Consider the following 23,305-nt stretch of genomic DNA (forward strand, 5'->3'; position numbering starts at 1 on the left):
AAATTATAATAATTTATTCTTAATTATTTTTTTATAAACATAAAATGCAAATACTATTTCGATTAGTAAACTATTTATTATTAAATATTTTACTTCAAAAAACTCATTAAATAAATAAATAAATAAAAGACCAAAACAAAAAGTAAGTACAGAATATAAAGTTCCTTTCAAAAAATATTTTTGAAGATTAAACGCATTTAAAGATACAACTCCATAATAATTACTAATATTAAACAGAATAATTATCGGTAAATATAATTTTAACCAAAAACTTGCTTCTTTAGTATTGTCTTCAAATAATAATTCTAAAATTTCTGTTGCAAAAACAAAGCCCAATAAAACTATTAAACATCCAAATGTAGTCATCAAAATTGTAGTTTTTCTGACAATTATTTTATCTTTATTTAAGGAAACATATGGTAGTAAAACTTGTCTTAACATTGAAGTTGGCACAGATAATATTCTAATAAACTTTTCAAGAATGTCATAAATTGCTAATTTATCTAACCCTATTAAACTACCTATTAAAAATCTATTCGTATTAGTAACAATTTGTATTGAAATTGAAGATGTAAAATACAAAGAACTTTCTTTAAAATATTTTAATAAAATATGCTTTTGAGGAAATTTTAATGATAAATTTTCTTTTTTATAGAGTATAGATAATATTACCAAAAGAGGTGTAGTTAAACATAGACCATTTATTAATGGCACTAATAAAAAATCTTCTTGATTTTTAACAAAAAGAAAAATTGCTATTAAAAAAGCCAATTTACTAATTAGGCTAATTATCGTTATAGGCTTTAATTTTTCAATACCCTGAAAATACCAGACTGGGTTTAAAAACTCATATACCCCTAAGGACATCGTCAAGAAAAACAACATTTTATTTGTTTCTGCAATGTCCGATAAATAAAAAACTATGAAAAGAAAACAAAAACTTATTATAAAAAATATACCTTTTATAATATAGACACTACTAATAATTTCGTTTACCTTTTTTTTATCATTTCTATGAATAGATATCTCTTTTGTTGCTGAAAGATTAAAGCCATAATTAATAAAAATAACAAAATAGGTAATTATCGATTCTGCAAAAATAATTAACCCATAATTTTCTTTCCCCAAAACTCTTAATAAATACGGGAAAATAAGTAACGGTAGTATTAAATTAAAAACCTTAATTATAGATAAGTATCCTAGATTACTTAATAGAATCCTATATTTAGTAATAGATTGTGTAAATCTATTTAACATAAAAATGAATTATTTATAATATTCTTTATACCAAGTGCTAAAAGAAGATAGTCCTTCCTCTAAATCTATTTGCGGATCATAACCAACTTTAGCTTTCAATTTTTCTACACTAGCATAAGTTCTTTTTACATCTCCTGGTTGCATAGGCAGCATGTTCTTAGGAGAAACATTTCCTATTTTATTTTCTAAAATTTCAATGAATTTCAATAAATTAACAGGCTTAGAATTTCCAATATTAAAAACCTCATTTGGAGGTTTATTTATATTCTGATAGTTTAAACAGTTTACAATTCCATTTATAATATCATCTATATAAGTAAAATCTCGCTCCATCTCTCCGTTATTAAATACATTAATTGGTTTTTTATTCATTAATGCATTTGCAAAAAGCATAGGAGCCATATCTGGTCTTCCCCAAGGTCCATAAACTGTAAAAAAACGCAACCCTGTGGTTTGTATTCCATATAAGTGACTATAAGAGTGAGCAATTAATTCATTACTCTTCTTTGTTGCTGCGTATAAACTAACTGGGTAATCCACATTGTCCGTTTCTTCAAAAGGAATTTTTTTATTATGGCCATAAACAGAAGAGCTTGAGGCATAAATTAAATGATTTACATTTTTATGTCTACAAAGTTCAAGAATATTTAAGAAACCTACTACATTAGATTGTATATATGAGAATGGGTTTTCTATTGAATATCTAACTCCTGCTTGCGCAGCTAAATTAACAACAGTATCAAACTCTTCAGAAACAAATAACTCTTCTAAAACATTATAATTATTAATGTCTGTTTTTATAAACTTAAAATTAGAAGTTACAGTACTTTTAATTAATTTACCCTCTATAATATCTGTTTTGTTTACCCCTAATTGTAATAAACGATTATATTTTAAATCTACACTGTAATAATCATTTATATTATCTAAACCAACTACTTTGTGACCTAAACTAATTAGTTTTTTAGATAAAAACATACCTATAAATCCTGCTGCACCTGTAACTAAAATCTTCATTTCTTAAAATATAAAACACTATTAATAGGTCTTTTAGCAAAAGTACAATAATTCTTAACCTTTTTTAAAGATACCCGATCTTCTAAATTATTATCTATAAGAATTTTTTTTGCAAAATCATACCATGTTAATACTTGGTTATCTGTGAAGTGTTTAATTCCAAATTTTTGGTTATTTCTAATTATTAAGCTAATTATATAATTTGTTAAATTATTAGTATCTGTTGGACACCCAATTTGAGAGTCTGTAATGTTTAAATCCTCTCCTTTCTTTGCTTTTTCTAAAATAGTTTTATAAAAATTTTTGCCATTTTTTTTACTATACAACCAAGAAGTTCTAATTATAAAATACTCTTTTAATATTTTTTGAATGTATTTTTCTCCCTCCAATTTAGATTTCCCATATTCATTAATCGGGTTTGGAATATCATCTACTGTATAAGGTTCCTTCTTTTCACCATCAAAAACATAGTCAGTAGAAATATGTAGTAAAATTGTGTTGTATTCTGCACATGTCTTTGCTAAATTTTTTACTGCTTTTGCATTTACTAGATAAGCTATATCTGGCTTTTTTTCAGCTTGCTCCACGTTAGTATATGCTGCACAATTAATACAATAGTTATATTTATTTGAAGAAAAAACATCACGAACTTGGTTACTATTTGTTATATCTAATTCTTTAGAAGTTTTAAAATCGAAAATATAGTCAGGATAATTATTTATAACTTCCTGTATCGATTTTCCCAACTGTCCATTTGCCCCAGTAACTAAAATACGTTTCATAAATTTAATTCAGAAAATAGGGTTAGCTCTTTATCTTTTGATGAAATTATCATTTTAGATTTCGGGTAATCCCAATCAATATTTAAAACCTCATCATCATATATTATTCCTCTTTCTGATCTTTTATTGTAGTAGTTATCACATTGATAAATAAAAATGGTTTCTTCCAATGCCAAAAAACCATGAGCCATACCTTTTGGTATAAAAATTGATTTCTTATTATTCTCCGAAAGCTCTATTTTAAAGTGTTTACCGTAACTAGAACTATCTTTTCTTATGTCTACTACAACATCTAATACCCTACCTTTAGCAACAGAAACTAATTTAGCTTGTGCGTGTTTACCTTCTTGAAAGTGAAGACCTCTTAGGGTTCCTTTTTTAGATATAGATTGATTGGTTTGAACAAAATTAACTTCAAAGCCCAGTATCTTATCTAATTTCTCTTTTTGGTAACTTTCAAAAAAAGAACCTCTTTCATCTTCGAAAATAGTTGGTTCTATTACTACACAACCATGTAAATTTGTTTCGATTATCTTCAATGCTATTACTTTAAATCTAATAAATATTCTCCATAACCACTCTTTAATAGTGGTTTTGCTAATTCTTGAAGCTGTTTTTTATTAATGTAGCCCATAGTGTAAGCAACCTCTTCAATTGCTCCAATCTTTAATCCTTGTCTTTCTTCAATTACTTCAACAAATTGAGATGCTTTCATCAAAGAATTAAAGGTTCCGGTATCTAACCAAGCTGTTCCACTATCTAAGATACTCACACTTAGCTTACCTCTTCGTAAATATTCTCTATTAACATCCGTAATTTCTAATTCTCCTCTTTTACTTGGTTTAATGTTTTTGGCAATTTTAATAACTTCATTATCATAAAAATATATACCAGGTACTGCGTAATTAGATTTTGGTTCTAATGGCTTTTCCTCTATACTTATAGCTTTTTCTTCTTTATTAAACTCAACTACTCCATATCTTTCTGGATCGTTTACCCTATAAGCATAAATAATTCCTCCATCAGGATTATTATTTTTTTGAAGTAATTCTGCTAAGCCAGTTCCATAAAATATGTTATCTCCTAAAATTAATGCTACTTTACTATCTCCGATAAATTCTTCTCCTAATATAAAAGCTTCAGCTAATCCGTTAGGATTTTCTTGAGAAAGAAATTTAAAAGAACATCCTAATTGAGAACCGTTTCCTAGTAAATTTTTAAACAAACCAATGTCTTTAGGTGTTGTAATAAATAATACTTCCCTAATTCCGGCCGACATAAGAGTAGCCAATGGGTAGTATATCATTGGCTTATTATAAATAGGCATTAATTGTTTACTTAACGATAAAGTTAGTGGGTATAACCTTGACCCCAATCCACCTGCTAATATAATCCCCTTCATTGTTTAGTTTAAATGATATTGTTTTTTATAGTAATCTTTATAAGAGCCAGATGTTACATTATTAAGCCAACTTTTATTATTAAGATACCATTCTATTGTATTTACTAACCCATCCTCAAAAGTAACCGATGGTTCCCAGCCTAACTCTTTTTTAATTTTATTAGCATCAATAGCATATCTTAAATCGTGTCCTGGCCTATCTTTAACATAGGTAATTAACTTTTCACTTTCTCCTTCTTTTCTATTTAGCTTTTGATCCATTAGCTTACAAAGAAGCTTTACTAAATCTATATTTTTCCATTCATTAAAACCACCAATATTATACGTTTCATGATTTTTTCCTTTGTGAAAAACTAAATCTATAGCTAAGGCATGATCTATAACAAATAGCCAATCTCTCGTTTGTTTTCCATCCCCATATACTGGTAAAGGTTTATTTTGAATGATATTATTTATAAAAAGTGGGATTAATTTTTCAGGAAAATGATTAGGCCCATAATTATTGGAGCAATTTGTAATAACATATGGCAAACCATAAGTTTCACCATAAGCTCTTACAAAGTGATCAGAACTTGCTTTAGAAGCAGAATATGGGGAGTTTGGATCATACGCAGTATCTTCTTTAAATAAACCCGTTTCTCCTAAAGAGCCATATACTTCATCTGTACTAATGTGATAAAATCTTTTACCTGTAAAATCATCTTTCCATAATTCCTTTGCTGCATTTAGCAAATTCATGGTACCAATTACATTGGTTTTAACAAAGGCTAATGGATCTGTAATAGACCTATCTACATGCGATTCTGCAGCTAAATGAATAACCCCATCAAAATTATACTTTTTAAAGATAAAATCTATAAAACTAGCATCTGTTATATCTCCTTTTATAAATGTATAATTTGATTGGTTCTCAATATCTTTTAAGTTTTCTAAGTTTCCAGCATAAGTGAGTGCATCTAAATTATAGATATAGTAATTTGGGTAATTAACAACAAACCTCCTTACAACATGAGACCCTATAAAGCCTGCCCCTCCTGTAATTAATACTCTTTGGCTTGTTGTATTCATTTATAACAATTCTTTTGACTTATTATTAAAGAATTTTAATAGCGACCACATAAAAAATAAACCTATTAATATTGTTGGAATTAATGTGATTTTTGCAGTAAAAAAATCTTTTTTTATTTGTTGGGAACCTCCAAAACTTAAAATCTTTATAGTTTCTTTGTATTCTCTTTTTAATAGTTTATTGTTGGCAGTACTTTCTATTAAGTCATTTTTTAAATTTAATAGTTGTGGAATATTAAGTCCTTCTTCTCCACCTAATAAAACCATTCCCTCTCCATTCTCTTTACTATTAGACTTACTTCCTAATGCTCTAGAATAATTGGTTATTAAAACATCAATTTGGCTAATAAGTTCTTCATTCTCTTTAATCTTAGATTCTGAATTTAATAAATATATTTCCTTTAATTCTTTAAAATAGTCATTATCATTAATAAAAGCCATTATCTTTTTTGCTGCATCTTGTCCTAATTTTTCATTCTTATAATAAAAAGAAATTTTATGGTTTACATAACTACTTTCTAATACTTCATTCTTAATAACTTCTTTTATAGAATTATCATCTTTAAGATTTCCTAAATACTCTAAATACTTAAGCGACTTTTCTAAATCAGCATTAGATTTTGCTTGTACAGGTTCAATCTCAATTTTAAAACCTTTAAGTTGCTCTAATTCAATTTCTAAATTACTATAAAAGTTATAATCCTTGCCCTTAATTTTTGATTGTAATTCTGATACTATTCCGTATAAATAGTCCTTACTTTCAAAATTTGGTTTTACAATTACCTCAGTCTTTTTTGTGGTTTCAGATATTTGATTTAATCCATACCCTATACCTAGACCAACAAGAACAAGTCCTATAAGTATTAATATATTTTTCTTAAAGAATAAAAAGACCCGTAAAAAGCTTTTAAACACATTGTTTAAACCTCTTCTTATTAATAAAAACAACTCCCCCAAATCTACTTCATCAGAAGAATTACTAGTGTTTTTTGGTAAATTATCTCCCATTTTATTTTTTATTAAATATCTGTTTTAGAATTTTATCTGTAATTAAGTAGGTTGGTTTAACCCCTGTTGTTCCAAGTCCACCAGAAGCTAATGTGCTACCTGTTTCTAACGGATTATCTGATGCATAATAGGCGTACCTTACTTTTACATCTTCTTTTATACTCTTACGTATTTTAGATGCTGATTGTATTGCTTTTTGGTAATGTACGCCTTCCATTTCTAGACCAATTACATTCCAGGTAGACTCATAAAAAAACTTAAGAATATCTTTATTTTGTAACGACGTACCTAAAACAGATACCATTGTTCCTTCAAAAACTTGCAGTCCGTTTCCTTTAAAATCTTCTGCGCATAATTCATTTTTAAAAGGATAATTATCTGCTGTACCTTCAAAAATATGAGCAGACGGAATCATTATATCTCCTTTCCCGCCATCTAATATACCTGCTTTACCCATTACGGAGATTGAATCTATATTTAAAAATTGTGGCTCTTTACCTTCTTTTTTAAATGGTTTTAAAAACTCATCTATAGTTTCATAAGCTTGTTCTCCAAATGCATAGTCCATTACAAAAATTACTGGTATCTCTTCTTCTTTTAAAGTATCTGAAAAAGAATAAAAACAACTATCTTTTCCTAATTTAGCCATATCAAAAATCTGAATATCTATATTAGTTCCAGATTTATCGTCAATACAAATCATCCCATTTTTTAAGGCAACACTTTTAACCTTATCCCTTAATTTACCGTTTTCTGGAGCACTTAAGGCTTCATATATTTCTAAATCGTTATTCGTGTCTTTAAATTCGTTTTTAAGTGCTTTTCTTGCAAATAAAGAATTCATTACACTATGCATGTTTGCACTAATAATATGGATGGGTCTATTTAGTAAATTATTAGCTACTAAAGTTTCTTTTATTGTATTTGCCCAAAGTTCTCCATAGATATGGTGACCTAGGGTTTCTCTAAGTATAGCGCTAAATGTAATTGCTCGCTTGTTTCCAGAAACCTCTTCCTCTATTGCTAATTTGCCTAACCAGTATATTATTCTTAAGAATCTTTCCGGATCAGTTTTGGTTGCAAACTTATCATAAACACTAATAATTTCTTGAAAAGAACGTCCTAATATATTTGCTGTATGTATTAATGCAACTTCTCTTTCGGATTGAGATAGTTTCTTTTTATTAACTGCGGCTTCTAACTTTGCCCAGTCTCTTATGGTTTTGTTTGTATCTTCTATTAATACACGTTTGCATATTTTTTCGGACTCTATAATTAAAAAAGTGATATGAGTTAGAATATCATAAATATCAGAGCGTCCTCTGGTTATTTCAATATTCATTTGCTCCTCATCTATTCTATAACAGTTTCTTCTTCTTTTTGGAGGGACTATAGCTTTAAAGTGAGATTTACTATACCCTTCATCTGCAGTAAGGTTAATAAATCTGCATTGCTCTATACCTTCTGGTAAGCGTTCTAAAACGTAGATAAGGCCATTTAATTCTGACTTTTCCTCTGCAATGGAACCATAAATTTCTGGGCGTAATAAAAGTAAAGCGTCTTTAAGTGTTTGGCCAGATATTCCTGTAGGCTTATAAAACCCACGATTAAATAAATGACGCATTGTAATATATAAGCGTTCTATAGCATTTGTAGATTCTTGTGCTCTAGTTGTAATTATTGCTTTTCCCATATCTATTTCACGTAAAATTACAATTTAAATTTAACTAATTGTAGTGCTATACTTATGTAATACGTCCGCTAATTTACGATCATTACTTAAACGTTGCACTTTATTCTGGCCTCCTAATTTTCCAATAGATTTCATATAAGAAGTAAAACCTCCATTTCTTATTTCAGTAATTTTTAATGTTTGAAGCACATTTCCAACTATTAAATCGTAATAATAACTGTTCTGGTTTTGTAAAGATGCATCCAAAATTTCAATAAACTTTTCCATATTATCTGGTACCCTTTCAAACTCTATTAACCACTCGTGATATGGAAGTTCATTTTCTTTCGGATTTATTTGTGGTGCAACAGTAAATTCATTTACACTAGCATTAGTTGCGCCAATAGCTTTTTGCATTGCTTGTTCTACTTCTTTTGCTATTACATGTTCTCCAAATGCCGATATAAAATGTTTTATACGTCCAGAAACTATTACTCTATAGGGTTTTAAAGAAATAAACTGAACGGTATCTCCAAGATTATAGCCCCATAAACCTGCGTTTGTAGATATAATCATTACATAATTTACACCAATTTCAACATCTTTTATCGTGAGTCTTTCTGGGTTTTCCTCAAAAAAATCATCTGTCTTTATAAACTCATAAAATATTCCAGAGTTTAGTAACAAAAGCATCCCTTTTTCTTTTTGAGAATCTTGGTAAGCAAAAAAGCCTTCACTTGCAGGAAACAGTTCTATGCTATCCACTTTTCTTCCAATTAAATTCTCGAACTTGGCTCTGTATGGTTCGTAATTTACACCTCCGTAAATAAATAGATTAAAGTTTTTAAATAAGTCGCCAACTTTTACTTTAGATTTTTCATTTAGCTTTTCAAAATACATTTGTACCCAAGAAGGGATTCCTGCAATAACAGTCATATCTTCATTTATGGTTTCTTCTACAATAGCATTTACTTTAGTTTCCCAATCTTCTATACAGTTTGTTTCCCAACTAGGAAGTCTGTTTTTTTGTAAATAGTTTGGAACATAATGTGCCGATATTCCTGACAAGCGACCTAAATTAATTCCATTTTTTAGTTCTAATTCTGGGCTTCCTTGTAAAAAAATCATTTTACCATCTACAAAAGAGGAATTACCTGTTTCGTGTATGTAAGTTAATATTGCATTACGAGACGCGTTTACTTGTTCTTTTATAGACCCTTCTGTAATTGGAATATATTTTGCCCCCGAAGTTGTTCCAGATGTTTTGGCAAAATATATAGGTTTTCCTGGCCATAGAATATCCTCTTCACCCTTTAAAACCTCCTCTACATAAGGCTTTAGCTCTTCATAATCTCTAACTGGTACTGCTTTAGAAAAATCTTGAAAAGAAGATATTTTATCAAAATTATGATCCTTTCCAAAGGAGGTGTTTTTTGCCGAATTAATAAGATTCTTAAACACTTCTTCCTGTGCTTTAATTGGGTTATTTACCCATTTTAAAGTCTTATTTACAATATTCTTTGCAAATATTTTTGCGGCTACGGATTTTAATGACATAGGTTTTATTTAAAATCTATAAAATCTGATGGGTTTACTGGCGTACCATTATTCCAAATTTCAAAATGTAAATGCGGCCCTGTAGTTAACTCTCCTGTATTACCAACAGAAGCAATTACTTCTCCTGCCCTAACTACTTCTCCTTGTTTTTTGTTTAAAGAACCATTATGCTTATAAATACTTAATAAACCATCTTTATGTTCTATGATAATTACGTAACCAGTATCTGCTGTCCATTCTGCAAAAATAACCATGCCGTTTGCAATAGATTTTACTGGAGAATCTTTAGGTGCAACCACATCAACCGCATAGTGTTTTGCATTTGCATCATATTCTTGAGAAATTATTCCTGAAATTGGAGGAAAAAGAATAAAATCTGTGTTTGTTGTATTTTGTTCAAACAAATTATACTTATCCTCTAAAGCCACCTCAGCTCTTAATAAAGAATCTTGTTTAATGGGTGTTAAATCTACTGTAGAAGGATCCAATTTAAACTTCCCAAAAAGGGAATCTCTACTCACTTCATTATTCTCTATATCTCCTCTTAAAACTTTACGAATATTATCCAAATACCTATTGGTATAATTTAATCTTCTTACCAGAGAGTCTGTTTTATAAGTAAGTACAGTGGCTTGTCTTTTTAATTTTGTAGAAGAATACCCTGGAATATATTCTCTCAAAGGAGTAAAAGCTATTAATAAAGTAGTAAGGCCAATTAGTGCTATAATACATAGTGTTCCTGTTACAAAAACATTTAACCTACTAAGCTTAAAAGATATTTTTTCTTCAAAAGTACTTTCGTTTAATATTACTAAACGATACTTATGAAGTAGTTTTCTTTTTATTTCTTTCCTTTTCTTTGTTTTCTTAGCCATTAGTCACAAATATAATGCTAGTATTAAACTTTAACTAGCACAACAATAAATTATCTTATTAAGCATTATAAATATATATAATTGCTGTTTTATTATTTAATAATTTCGCTTTTTAAAATTTAATACAATTCTATAAACTTTTTAGTATCTTTGTTTTCTATAAAAATCATACAAGATGATAGCTTTACAAACATTTTTAGCCATTGGTGCACCACAAATAATATTAGTAGTAGTAGTAGTTCTTTTATTATTTGGAGGTAAAAAAATACCTGAATTAATGAGAGGCTTAGGCAGCGGCATTAAAGAATTTAAAGATGCCTCTAAAGACGAAGACAAATTAGAAGAAAATAAAGAAGAATAATCTTTATATAAAACCATAAAAAAACCCAGCATTTGCTGGGTTTTTTTATGGCTCACTTTTTCCACAATTACTATCTTTTTTACATAAATTATAAAATCATTATCCCTTTTTAATATTCAAATTGCATTACCTTTTTAAAAATTAGCTTTGTAGGAAATTAACATAAGTTTAGACTTTACCTCTATTTATAGGTCTTTCACAACAAAAAATATTCCTCCTCCTACTATATATATAGATTTGCGATAAACCATAAGCTACCAAAAAAATATGACGCTTGTGTTTATCAGAAAGCTATGCATGTTAAAAGTTTCCTCGATTTAAATAAATCTATATCTAATAGAGTCCATTTATTACTATTATTTATTTTTATTCTGTTTTCATTAAACACAGGGTTCTCTCAAATAAATAATGGAAATTTTAGAGTAGACCTAAGTTCTACAAATATGGGGCCTTGCGGAGGCAGTAATGATGGTGTAAGTACCGTTGGTATTACAGCCAAGATGGCGAACATAAATACTTTTAAAATTAATTTTGATTTACCAGATGGTGTAACTTACCAGACAGGAACAGCAATTATAACAAACCAAACAGGTTCCTCTAACTTTACATTATCAGAATTTGATATCACAGATTTAAATAATCCCATCTTTCAAATAGAAAGGCCAAGTAATGCAAATTGGCAAGTTTCTGATTTTGTAGAATTTACTTTTAGTAAAACAGCTGCTTGTGAAGCTGTACAATATTCCTATAATGGCGGGCTTTTTAAAGATGCACATACTATAACTTATATACAAGGAACATCGGCTAGGTCCCATAATGATACAGACGTAACCGTAAATGCCTATAGTTTTTTAAGTGCCTACCTTGCCGTAGAAGATATTACTACAGAAAATGCTCTTGTTGGGCAAACTACAAATAGACCTATTACTATAACAAACTCAGGTAACGGTAGCATACAATCCTTTGTTCATGATGTAGAAATTTCATCTGGTTTACAAAGCAATTACGAATTATCATTTAACGGTACTATACTTACCCCGTCTATAAATGGTAATATATATACCTACCAAATAGACCTTAATACTGCTCCGTTTGCTGGGCAAGTTGGAGATGGAGATGCTCTTTTTGAAAATGAAAATATTGTTCTTAATGAAAGACTAATCCTAACTAATTGTGCAGACAACCAAGTAACTAGGCATAGTCCAAAATGGGGATGTTCTCCTGGCACATATTGCCAAATAGGCGTACAAATTCCTGGTTTCATTGGTGTAGACCAAGAATGGTCAGACATATATTTATATACCGTAAGCGAGCCACGACCACGTTGGGATGCACCAGTAACCTATACTTACAGACTAGAAAATGACGCTAGTGCAGATAATGCTTATAATGTAAACTTTAATATTGGATTTACATGGGATAGTAGATATTCTTCTACTGGTTTTAACCCTATGTATGGAGATGACAATAATACAAATAGAGAACTGTCAAATTTTAGATTTTCTGGCGGCACAAATTTTTCACCACAAAGATGGCCAACTACAACAACAAGTGGTACTGGACTAGGCTCCTATTTATTTGGAGCAGATTTTTTTACTAGTGATCCAGATGGCGCTGGCGGATTAGAAGACTTAGATGGAGATGGTTTTTATGATGATATGTTACCTGGTGCATCTACCGAAATAAGTGTAGACCTTACTATGCTACAACTAAACCCTGCATGTGACCCCTATAATGGAACCTACTCAGAAAGCTTAAGTTTAAATTTAGATACTTGGACAGTAAATAAATGTAACAATAGTAATAAAACCTTAAGAAAAGAATTAGAAAGACATTATGTAAGAAGAGATGCCCTATTTAATTGGGATTTTCCAGAAGATTATGATTTAGATGCAGAAGATGGTTCTGTTTTTAATCTAAATTTTATAGGAAGTTTTGTAGCATCTAACCAATCTCCTACTTGTAATGGAATAGAAATGTTTTCTAACGATCCTTCTACTATTTATAGAGCCGTTTTAGATATAGAAAATGGTATAACATTAGATGCTAGTGCAGACTCTAGATATGTACAAGTTGGGAATCAAATTATTTTTACCGAAACACAATTAGAAGATTTTGAATACAATTCTTATGCTTTACGTATTCCTATAAATTTTCCATTAAATATAGATTGTAGCACCTATTCTGGCCCAGAAGAATTAACCTTAAATTATACTACTTCTTATGAAAGTTCTTGTTATGATAAAGACTTGCATTGTGGTGCGTTTAATATAACCACACATTGTCCTAATGCTTGCACAGGTCCTACTACAACAAGTTTTGATGCACATAGAACCACTTCTGGATGGACAGATGATAGTATGAGTACTAAAGTAACATTAGACCCAAATATACATGCTACAAAGTACTACATGGCCAAAGATAAAATGGTTGTTACCTCTAGTGCTATAATGGAAAGTAGTACACAAGATAATTTACATTTTGAAATGCGTTATGTTACAGATAATGGCCAAAGCATGGCAGATATTATAACGTTTACAGATGGTACAATTACTATAAACGATATATCTACTGGAACACCTCAAACTTTTCCTATTACCAATAGCCCAGTAATAACTACACAAGGAACAAATGATAATTTCTTTACTTTAGATTTATCTTCTTATCAATCTTTAATATCTGGTACATACCAATATGGAGAAGGTTTAGAGGCTGATGAAATTTCTTTAGAATTAAATTTTGAATTCAAGGAAGATTTTCCTGAAGAGGCTAGACTATATGAATTTTATTCTTTCCAAGGTCGTTTTTATAGTTTAGATGGCTCTAGTAATGAGGTAGGTTGTGGTACCTATAATGAAAGAGCTTTCTTTTTTCAAAATACAATAGAAATTAATGCAGATATAAACGATTCTGTCAACGGTTGCGATGAAAAATGGTTATATGTAGGACTATCACAAGCATCTGGTGTTGCAGACAAATTTCCAGATGAATTTAGACCACCACTTTTATGGGATAATACTACAATACAAATACCAGACGGTATGCAATTTAATAATCTTGCAAGTAGTTACGGGTATCCAAATGTTATGCCAGAAAACCAAGATCCCGCATCTTGGAATAATGGATTAAATTACTCAGTTTCAGGAAATATTGTAACCATAACACCTGGTCCAAGATTTTCACATTTAGACCAAGGAGGAAATTATTACCCTAGTGTATCTATAAGTTTAACAGCAACTAGTGCTACACCTGCTCTAAGTTCTCATAACATTTCGGTTACCTATGATGAATATGCCTATGCAGATAGCCCTGTACAAAAAACCGAAAGTGATGTTAAAGATTTTAATTATACAATACCAAACTATTGGATTTCTTCAGATAATGCGGTGGAAATAGGAAACTCAGAAATTGAAGGTTTCATAATAGACATCTGTAAACAAGATGCTGGCGAAATAAATAATAACTGGTTACGCATAGATACAGGAGCAGATTATACTATTACAAATGCATTTTTAGTTAATGGTGCAACGGAAACACCTTTAACTTTTACAGAAGAAAATGATGTTACTTATATACAGTTTGGAAATATGCAAGCTGGTAATTGGATTTGTAGAAAAATTCGTTTTGAAGGAACTTATACTTCTAGTGCTCCTATAGATTTAAGAATATCTCATAATTATGATTGTGTCGCATATCCAACTAACTTTAGTAGCATAGCTTTTTTCCATGAAGAAGTTTTTACACTAGAACCTGCACCAGCAGCTATACAATTACAAATTTTAAGTGAGCCAACAACAACAGTAGATACCTGTACAGACTATGACATTGTATTAGAAACAAGAAATGCTGGGGAAGCCGATTTAATTTCTCCTGTAATGAATTTTGATGTTCCTGGAGACATCTCGGCTATATTAATTAATGACATTATTATAGAATACCCTAGAGGTTCTGGTAATACAGAAAGTATAACCCCAACAATTACAGGCAATAATGTATCTGTAAATCTATTAGATCATACCTTAATTGCAGCAAATAACGGACTCGTAGGTTCTCTAAATTCTGCAAATATAAATGAGCAAATTGCAATAATTAGTTTAGATTTAAGTCCGCAATGTAATTACGTTTCTAACACTGGAACAGCATATACCGTAACAGGAAATAATCCTTATGGTACCCCAGCAACAGGTAGTGGAAGTAGAACAGCAGCTAATCCAATAATTATTACTGGTGCAGAACCCCCTTATAGTACAGACAATTCTTTATCTATAACAAACGCTGCTCGTTTAGAAGGTTGTACACCAGAAACAGTAGATGTTACCACTTCTATTATAGATGGTACTACTGGTACTAGTGATTTTGTAAGAATAATTCTTCCAGATGGCGTACATTATGTACCTTCTTCTTTTGCATCCACAAGTGCATTACAATTAACTTATATTACTACAAATACGGTTGGTAATCATCAAGAAGTAGAACTACAACTTCCGCAAGGAGCAACGGCATCAGATATTTTATCTTATAGTTTTAATATTACGAACCAGTCTACTAGCTGTACAACCTCTGCAAATATAGATGTAACAACCTTTGTAACTACAAATGCTTTAAATTGTAATGGAGTTGCGTGTGGTACTACAGAAATTTTTACAGGAGACAGCACAATTCCACTAGAAACATTTAAATCGGAAATAGCATTATCTTCTGTAACTCCACAAGGAACTTATAGCAATAGTGGTTCGGACTATACCTATTCTATAGATTTTAGTATTGATAATATTGGTGCATATACCATTGCATCTGGAGCAAGTTATTCTGTTTATTGTACCGATACATCAGATAATAAATCGGGACCTGCAATTTATACAGGAAGTTTAGATGCCGAAATACTAAGTGGAAATACTATTAACGAAACCGATTCTTTTACAACTACTACTTTTTGTGGAGTAGGTACTAACTTATTAATAGAATTAGAACCAGCTGTTGGAAACTGCTTTTGTAATGCTGTTTCGTTTTTAATTTCAACTACTAATGACTCGGCAGATTTATCGCTTAGCAAATCCGTTTCAAATACCAATCCAAATATTGGAGACTCTATAACTTTTACTATAGACCTTACTAATAATGGACCTAATGATGCCACTAATGTTAGCATCCAAGATATAGTTCCTGTTGGGTATACTATAAATGCTACTTCTATCTCTAACGGCGGTTCCATTACTGGAAATACCATTACTTGGAATTTAGCAACAGTAACAAACGGTACAACTACTTTAACTTATGAGGTCTCTGTAAATGCACCTACTGGTGCAACAGACGAATATAAAAATATTGCACAAGTAACCGCTAGTGATCAAATAGATCCAGATTCTACACCAAATAATGATGATGGTGACCAGTCTGAAGATGATGAAGATACCGTAGATAATGTTTCTGTAAATGAACAAGCAGATTTATCACTTAGCAAATCTGTTTCTGATACCAATCCAAATATTGGAGATTCTATAATTTTTACTATAGACCTTATCAATAATGGACCTAATGATGCCACTAATGTTAGCATCCAAGATATAGTTCCTGTTGGGTATACTGTAAATGCTACTTCTATCTCTAACGGTGGTTCTCTTTCTGGAAATACCATTACTTGGAATTTAGCAACAGTAACAAACGGTACAACTACTTTAACTTATGAGGTCTCTGTAAATGCACCTACTGGCGCAACAGATGAATATAAAAATATTGCACAAGTAACCGCTAGTGATCAAATAGATCCAGACTCTACACCAAATAATGATGATGGCGACCAGTCTGAAGATGATGAAGATACTGTAGATAATGTTTCTATTGCAACGGTAGACTTAAGTTTAGATAAACAACTAGCATCAACTTCTAGTTCAAATCCAAATATTGGAGAAGAAGTAACTTTTGAGATTACAGTAACAAACTCAGGAACAGATACAGCAACAGGAATAGTAATAGAAGATTACATACCTATTGGTCTAAATGTAGATGCGTCTTCTATTTCTAATGGAGGAATCTACGCTGGCAATACAATTACATGGGTAATAAATTCTATAACACCTGGAGATATAATTTTAAGCTACTCTGTTAGTATTAATGAACCTACAGGAGCTACAGATGAATATAAAAATGTAGTACAGGTTACAAGGACTAATGAATTAGATATAGATTCTACTCCAGATAATTATGATGCTAATACTCCTAATGAAGATGATGAAAGTGAATATATAATTACAAATGCAACTACAGATATTGCAATAAACAAAACCGCATCTATAACTACAGCGGCGGTTGGGGATCAATTGGTATTTACTATAAGCGCTACAAATCTAGGAACCATAGAAGCTACAAACATAGAAGTAGAAGAAATTATACCAAATGGTTTTGAGTTTGTGTCACAAAACACTTCACATGGAACTTATGATTATACTATTGGTAGTTGGACCATTCCTTCATTAAACACTAATGAATCTGCAGAATTAAATCTAACGGTAGAAGTAATAGAGGGAACAAATTATACTAATGTAGCAAGAATGTCTTTTGTAGACCAAATGGATTTAAATACAGATAATGATGAATCTGAAGTTACCATTTCTGTAGAAGAAGAATGCTTAGTTATTTACAATGAATTTTCACCAAATAATGACGGTAGTAACGAGTTCTTTTTTATTGAATGTATAGAAAATTATCCAAATAATTTTCTGCAAATATTTAACCGTTGGGGAACTTTAGTTTATGAAACAAAAGGATACAACAATAATTGGGATGGTACTTCTGAGGGTAGAGCTACTGCAAATGCAGAACAAAAATTACCAATTGGCACATATTATTATATCCTTCTTTTAAATGAAAACCAAAAAGAACCAAAAACAGGATGGTTATACATTACACGTTAAAAAAATGAATACTAAAAAACGACATATAATTCCAAAATTAAGTTTCATTGCAATGTTTCTCCTATGTGTTCCTAACCTATTTGGACAGCAAGAACCGCAATACACCCAATACAACTATAATACCATGACGGTAAATCCCGGGTACACGGGTTCTAGAGGGCATTTTGCTGCAATTTCACTATTTAGAAGTCAGTGGGTTGGCTTAGAGGGTTCTCCAAAAACTATTTCGTTGGGATTAGATTCTCCTTTTGAAAAGTTTGACGGAATTGGTTTATCTATTGTACAAGATCAAATTGGCCCATCTAGTGAAACTTTTATTGATGTTAATTATGCCCATAATATTATATTAAATAGAAAAGGACACAAATTAGCTCTTGGAGTAAAAGCCGGTGGACGTTTTTTAAGTGTAGACTGGTCTAAAGGAACATTTAGAGACCCAGATGTTCTCTTTAATGAGAATATAAATAGTGAATTTTTACCAACAGTTGGTGCTGGTCTTTTTTACTATACTGGTAATGCTTATTTAGGAGTTTCTACCCCAAATATTTTATATAACAAACGGTATGACGTTTTAGAAGAGTCCGTTGGCAAAGACCGCATGCACTTATATTTTATAGGTGGTTATGTGTTTAATATAAACCCTTTATTAAAATTTAAGCCATCTACTTTTGTTAAGTATGTAGAGGGAGCTCCACTTATAGCAGACCTTTCTCTAAACTTCTTGTTATACGAAAGACTAAATTTAGGCGTTAACTATAGATGGGATGATTCTGTCGGAGCACTTTTTGGCTTTCAAATTAGCCCACAATTTAACATAGGGTACGCTTATGATTACAATACTAATGAACTAAATGCTTATAACTCGGGTACGCACGAGATTTTTATACGATACCAACTAATATCTAAATTAACCAAAATTAAATCCCCAAGGTTTTTCTAATTACCCAAGTCATGAAAAAACTACTTACAGCTTTTATCTTTTTTCTATCCTTAAGCCTTAGTGCGCAAGAGAAAGAAAATAGTGCTATGTTACAACCAGGCACAAATCTTAGCCCCATACTGGAGCAAGAAACAAATGAAATTTCTTTTGCTCAGGCAGCAGAAGCAAATACTATTGCACATAGAACTTTTACAAACCTTACTGATATTTATAATGGCTATTATATAATTGCTGGTGTTTTTAATAAAAATCAAGAAAAAGCTGCTAAAAAATATAAGAAAAAAGGGTATAACTCTGGTTACATTTTAAACCCTGAAAATAGATTAAATTACTTATATATTGATTATCAGAGTGATTGGAAAGAGTCTATAACAAAAGTAACATCTAAATTTAATGGTAAATTTAAAGATGAAGTTTGGATAATGGAAGTAGAGAATAGCAAACCCGCTATGCAAAATCCTACTAAAGAAGATTTTATTACAAATAATTCTTCAGAAAAAAGTATTAGCGAAAATTTAACCTCTAAAAACATAGACGGTACCCCTAACAAAAGTAAACTTATTCAAAGAGCAGATTACTATTTTAATAAAATGTGGTACGCAGAAGCAGCAGATTTATATGAAATAGCTCTTAAAAAGAACGAAAAAAATTACTCCTACGATGTTTTACAAAAAGCAGGAGATTCCCATTACTTTAATACCGATATGGAAAAAGCATACCATTGGTATAACATACTTTATGAAAAGTATGAAAAAGAAATGTCTGCCGATAATATTTTTAAATACGCACACTCTCTTAAAGGAACAGGTAAATACGCTAGATCTAAACGTTTAATGCGTTTATACAATAGAAAATTAAAGAGAGAAGACCTTAGTCCAATAAATAATACAGAGAAAGCTACTCCTAATGAAATTGTTTTAGATAATATTTTAGGAACAAGCAAAAAGTTTGAAGTAAAAAATCTTTCTGTAAACTCAGAATATTCAGAATTTTCTCCAATGTTTCATGATGATAATAGGGTTGTATATGCTTCTGCTAAAGACTCTTCTTTTTTTAATACCAGACGGTATAAATGGAACGATCAGCCATACCTAGATTTGTATGTTGCCAAGATAAATGAAGAATCTCAAGAGCTAAAAGATGCTATTAAATTTTCTAAAAAGGTAAATACAAAATACCATGAGGCAGCAGTGACTTTTGCTCCAGATAACAGAACCATGTATTTTACAAGAAATAATTATGGTAAAAAATTAAAGAGAGATAAAAAAGGGGTAAACCACCTTAAAATTTATCAATCTAAAAAAGTAGATGGAGAATGGACAGAGGCTACAGAACTACCTTTTAATAGTGATAATTACTCCACAGGACACCCAGCTTTAAGTCCAGATGGTAAAGAATTATACTTTGTTTCTGATATGCCAGGAAGTATTGGAGAAACCGATATTTTTATGGTAGATGTTCGTGAAGATGGTAGTTTTTCTGAACCTAGAAATTTAGGGCCAGAAATTAATACTGAAAGAAGAGAAATGTTCCCTTTTATTAATGATAAAAAACTTTATTTTTCTTCAGACGGGCATACAGGTCTTGGTGGTTTAGATGTTTATGAAGTATCTTTTGAAGAAGAGGAAGGCTTTTTAGATGTAGTTAACTTAGGACAACCTATTAATAGTAATAAAGATGATTTCTCTTATATAATAGATGAAGAAACTCAAAAAGGCTACTTTGCTTCTAATAGAGACGGTGGTAAAGGAGATGATGATATTTATGCCTTTAAAAACTTAGTTTTAGAAGAAGTGCCTGCTAATGTAAATGCAATTGCTGGTGTTGTAACTGAGTTAATTACAGGTGATTTTATGCCAAAAGCATTAGTAGAATTATTAGATGAAAATAACATTAAACTAAAAGAAGTAATAACTGGTGATGATGGTAGCTTTATTTTCGAAGACTTAGAAGCTACAACCAAATATGTTATAAAAACCACTAAAGGCACTTATTTTGATGACTTGCAAGAGGTTACTACAAAAGAAAACGATACAATTAGTGTAGATGTTTCTTTACGTAAGCTAAAAGAAATGATTGCTGTAGAAGATGGTATTAAGAAGCTAAAAACAGAAATGATTCACTTTGACTTTGATAGATCTTACATACGTGAAGATGCTGCTGTAGAACTAGACAAACTTGTAGAAGTAATGACAGAATATCCTAATATGGTTATTAAAATTGAGTCTCATACCGATTCTAGAGGTAAAAGAGCCTATAACAAATACCTATCAGACAAAAGGGCTAAATCTTCTAGAGACTATATAATCTCTAAAGGTATTGCTGCAGAACGTATAGAAAGTGCTATAGGTTATGGCGAAGAAAGGTTAATGAATGAATGTGATGGTACTGTTAGGTGTACAGAGCAAAAACACTACCTAAACCGTAGATCAGAATTTATAATAGTAAAAATGTAAAAAACTTTTAACCCATATAATAGCCCATAGATATATGAGATCTATGGGCTTTTTTATTGCCTAATATTCTACTGTCTAATACTTAAATAAGCACAAATTAATTTTTCACAACAAAAGTGGGTATTTTCACAACAAACACAAGACTAATACATACCTTATAAGCTCATTTATAGTTATGTATACATAATACTTTTTAACCCCAAATCCCAAAAATCATGAAAAATGTCCTACTTATTAAAGAGATTTATCTCGAAGCATTTAAAAGCTTAGGGAGTAAAATTGTAAAATCATATTTTAAAATATTCACTTGGTTTTGCTTTGCCAGTTTTCTTGTAGTGCTCTATGCTCTTATTTTTAGAATAGCTACTGGTTTCCCGTTTCAATAAAAAATATTACAACCAACCAATTTTAAGAAAAAGTGTCTTTTTAAGACGCTTTTTCTTTTTTCATGACTAATTCTGAAATTTAAATCTATAAGAATCAAAGACAAATCTTACAAATAAATACGAAAAAATGGTAATTGCCTGTTTTTTGTAAGCAAATGCTTAAAACTCTCTTAGTAAGTTAGCCCATAAAATTGCTGTTTATCTATGCGCCTGCAAATAAACCCCTTACATCCTTTTAATTCAGCGTTTTAGCCAAAGGTTTTTCCCTCATTCAAAACATATCGGAACTTTGCAGCGAACCAAATATTGTTTACTATGGAGAAATTATTACTATTAAAAGAAATTTATTTTGAAGCTTTTAAAAATTGGGGAAGCCAGTTTTTAAAAAGATATTTTAAAGTGCTTTCTTGGGTGTGCGTTTTTTTAATTGCTGTTGCCTTATATGCACTAATATTTAGAATGTCTACTGGATTTGCCTTTGTATAAAAAGCAAATCAAAGTTATAAAAATAAAAAGCTCATTAGCAGTCGCTAATGAGCTTTTTATTTTTAAACAAGGTAAAGAGTGAGTTTATTAAAACATCGCCTTAAAAGGTCTATTTCTTGCCTTCTTTTATATTAATCTTAAGTGTTTTTAAGATTGCTTCTAACTGAAACATATAATCTCTCTTTTCTGTTGCTGGTGCAAACGTAAAACCTTCTAGTACTAATTTTCTATTGTTTTTAGTATCCTCAATAATATACGTTATAAAAGGTCCTGCCATAGGATAGTTTTTTATATCCCAAATACCACGTACCTCTATAGCCTTCATTCCGCTTATTTCTGCAGGGAAAATATTAGGAGAAAAAGCTGGCTCTGTACGCATGTGTGTAATTTTGCCTTCTACATCTGGTCCTGGAATAAATTTCTCTCCAATAGAATCTCTCATACGCACTATATCCTTTACTAAAGTAGAATCTGTTTTAAAACTGTTTGCAGGTAATGTATAGGCTATTATATTTACTGTTCCTTTTGGGATTTGGTGGTCTATCCACACAAAATTATCTGCTTCTCTTCCTACTTTATAAATAGAAGGTATATTTAGGCTAATATTAAACTGGTTTTCTAAAGCTTTTTCTTTGTTTAAAGAACGTAAAAATCTTTTTTGAGCCTCATCAATCTCTTGTTTTTTAAATGTCGCAATTATTTCGGTAGCCTTTTTATCTATATTGGCTATTATTTCTTGATTATTATGCCCTTTTATAACCCCTATTTTTTGAGGTCTAGCATACATATCTGTTTTTATATGTGCAATATTTAAAGTGTCTTTTTGCACATATAATACTGCTCTTGTATTTCTTAGAGCACCAGAAAATACACTAGCAGGAACATTGGTAATATTAAATAAAGGCTCATCCCAAGTAAGGCCAACAACAGGAGCCGCAAAATGTTCTCTAATTTTGTCTCCTACTTCTCCTTTCCATAAGTCGTTTTCTATAACAACCGTAAGGTTATTTATTGCTCCTATAGACTCTGGTAAATAACTTTTTTTATTGGTTTCTTTACAGCCAAAAAGCACTGCTACAAAAAGCAGCACAGAAAACATCCTTAATTTCTTATTCATGGTATATTTT

17 protein-coding genes are annotated in these 23,305 nt (G+C 30.6%); 6 read left to right on the plus strand and 11 right to left on the minus strand.

The genetic code is table 11. From position 1 onward, the window contains the following. Window positions 1-3: 3 nt before the first annotated feature. Genes Q0820_RS04135 through Q0820_RS04180 form a run of 10 tightly spaced genes read right to left on the minus strand, consistent with a single transcriptional unit; the run spans window position 4 to window position 10,638 of the window. On the minus strand, window positions 4-1,257 hold the full coding sequence (locus tag Q0820_RS04135; RefSeq protein ID WP_298485359.1) for an oligosaccharide flippase family protein: 1,254 nt from the start codon (window positions 1,255-1,257) through the stop codon (window positions 4-6). A 9-nt stretch (window positions 1,258-1,266) separates the two neighbouring features. Beyond that, the gene (locus Q0820_RS04140) at window positions 1,267-2,274 is read right to left on the minus strand and encodes an NAD-dependent epimerase/dehydratase family protein (RefSeq protein ID WP_298485361.1); all 1,008 of its coding nucleotides are present in this window, start codon (window positions 2,272-2,274) and stop codon (window positions 1,267-1,269) included. Next, window positions 2,271-3,056 carry a dTDP-4-dehydrorhamnose reductase gene (gene rfbD / locus Q0820_RS04145; RefSeq protein ID WP_298485363.1) on the minus strand — a complete coding sequence of 262 codons (786 nt, stop codon included), beginning with the start codon at window positions 3,054-3,056 and terminating at the stop codon, window positions 2,271-2,273. Before rfbD ends, Q0820_RS04140 begins: the two co-directional genes overlap by 4 nt. Beyond that, window positions 3,053-3,595: a dTDP-4-dehydrorhamnose 3,5-epimerase gene (gene rfbC / locus Q0820_RS04150; protein ID WP_298485365.1), complete on the minus strand. Its 543-nt coding sequence runs from the start codon at window positions 3,593-3,595 to the stop codon at window positions 3,053-3,055. Before rfbC ends, rfbD begins: the two co-directional genes overlap by 4 nt. Window positions 3,596-3,600: 5 nt before the next feature. Further along, window positions 3,601-4,458 (minus strand): glucose-1-phosphate thymidylyltransferase RfbA, encoded by an 858-nt coding sequence (gene rfbA, locus Q0820_RS04155; RefSeq protein ID WP_298485367.1) that lies wholly within the window; start codon window positions 4,456-4,458, stop codon window positions 3,601-3,603. A gap of 3 nt (window positions 4,459-4,461) precedes the next feature. Then, on the minus strand, window positions 4,462-5,526 hold the full coding sequence (rfbB, locus tag Q0820_RS04160) for a dTDP-glucose 4,6-dehydratase (protein WP_298485369.1): 1,065 nt from the start codon (window positions 5,524-5,526) through the stop codon (window positions 4,462-4,464). Further along, entirely contained in the window at window positions 5,527-6,534 is a 1,008-nt protein-coding gene (locus Q0820_RS04165) for a hypothetical protein (protein WP_298485371.1), read from the minus strand. 1 nt (window position 6,535) lies between these two features. Further along, window positions 6,536-8,227 (minus strand): hypothetical protein, encoded by a 1,692-nt coding sequence (locus tag Q0820_RS04170; protein ID WP_298485372.1) that lies wholly within the window; start codon window positions 8,225-8,227, stop codon window positions 6,536-6,538. A 30-nt stretch (window positions 8,228-8,257) separates the two neighbouring features. Continuing rightward, the gene (locus tag Q0820_RS04175) at window positions 8,258-9,763 is read right to left on the minus strand and encodes a GH3 auxin-responsive promoter family protein (protein WP_298485373.1); all 1,506 of its coding nucleotides are present in this window, start codon (window positions 9,761-9,763) and stop codon (window positions 8,258-8,260) included. A gap of 5 nt (window positions 9,764-9,768) precedes the next feature. Next, window positions 9,769-10,638, minus strand: coding sequence for a M23 family metallopeptidase (locus Q0820_RS04180; protein WP_298485375.1), 870 nt, complete (start codon window positions 10,636-10,638; stop codon window positions 9,769-9,771). 175 nt (window positions 10,639-10,813) lie between these two features. Here Q0820_RS04180 and tatA point away from each other — a divergent pair, with 175 nt between their 5' ends. The 6 genes from tatA (at window position 10,814) to Q0820_RS04205 (ending at window position 22,178) form a co-directional block, all read left to right on the plus strand. Then, window positions 10,814-10,999: a twin-arginine translocase TatA/TatE family subunit gene (gene tatA / locus Q0820_RS04185; RefSeq protein WP_298485377.1), complete on the plus strand. Its 186-nt coding sequence runs from the start codon at window positions 10,814-10,816 to the stop codon at window positions 10,997-10,999. Window positions 11,000-11,292: 293 nt separating this feature from the next. Continuing rightward, window positions 11,293-17,910, plus strand: a complete 6,618-nt coding sequence (locus tag Q0820_RS04190; RefSeq protein ID WP_298485379.1) for a gliding motility-associated C-terminal domain-containing protein — start codon at window positions 11,293-11,295, stop codon at window positions 17,908-17,910. A gap of 4 nt (window positions 17,911-17,914) precedes the next feature. Beyond that, window positions 17,915-18,850: a type IX secretion system membrane protein PorP/SprF gene (locus Q0820_RS04195; RefSeq protein WP_298485381.1), complete on the plus strand. Its 936-nt coding sequence runs from the start codon at window positions 17,915-17,917 to the stop codon at window positions 18,848-18,850. An 11-nt stretch (window positions 18,851-18,861) separates the two neighbouring features. Then, a complete protein-coding gene (locus tag Q0820_RS04200; protein WP_298485383.1) occupies window positions 18,862-21,306 on the plus strand; it encodes an OmpA family protein in 2,445 nt (814 codons plus the stop codon). Between the two features lie 215 nt (window positions 21,307-21,521). Next, window positions 21,522-21,692: a DUF6747 family protein gene (locus Q0820_RS16960; RefSeq protein WP_366135784.1), complete on the plus strand. Its 171-nt coding sequence runs from the start codon at window positions 21,522-21,524 to the stop codon at window positions 21,690-21,692. A 315-nt stretch (window positions 21,693-22,007) separates the two neighbouring features. After that, entirely contained in the window at window positions 22,008-22,178 is a 171-nt protein-coding gene (locus tag Q0820_RS04205) for a DUF6747 family protein (protein ID WP_298485385.1), read from the plus strand. A gap of 109 nt (window positions 22,179-22,287) precedes the next feature. Here Q0820_RS04205 and Q0820_RS04210 read toward each other — a convergent pair whose 3' ends face one another. Beyond that, window positions 22,288-23,295, minus strand: coding sequence for a DUF4837 family protein (locus Q0820_RS04210; RefSeq protein ID WP_298485387.1), 1,008 nt, complete (start codon window positions 23,293-23,295; stop codon window positions 22,288-22,290). Window positions 23,296-23,305 lie beyond the last annotated feature (10 nt).

Origin of the sequence: uncultured Maribacter sp. (assembly GCF_947495965.1) — a bacterium.
Classification (GTDB): domain Bacteria; phylum Bacteroidota; class Bacteroidia; order Flavobacteriales; family Flavobacteriaceae; genus Maribacter_B.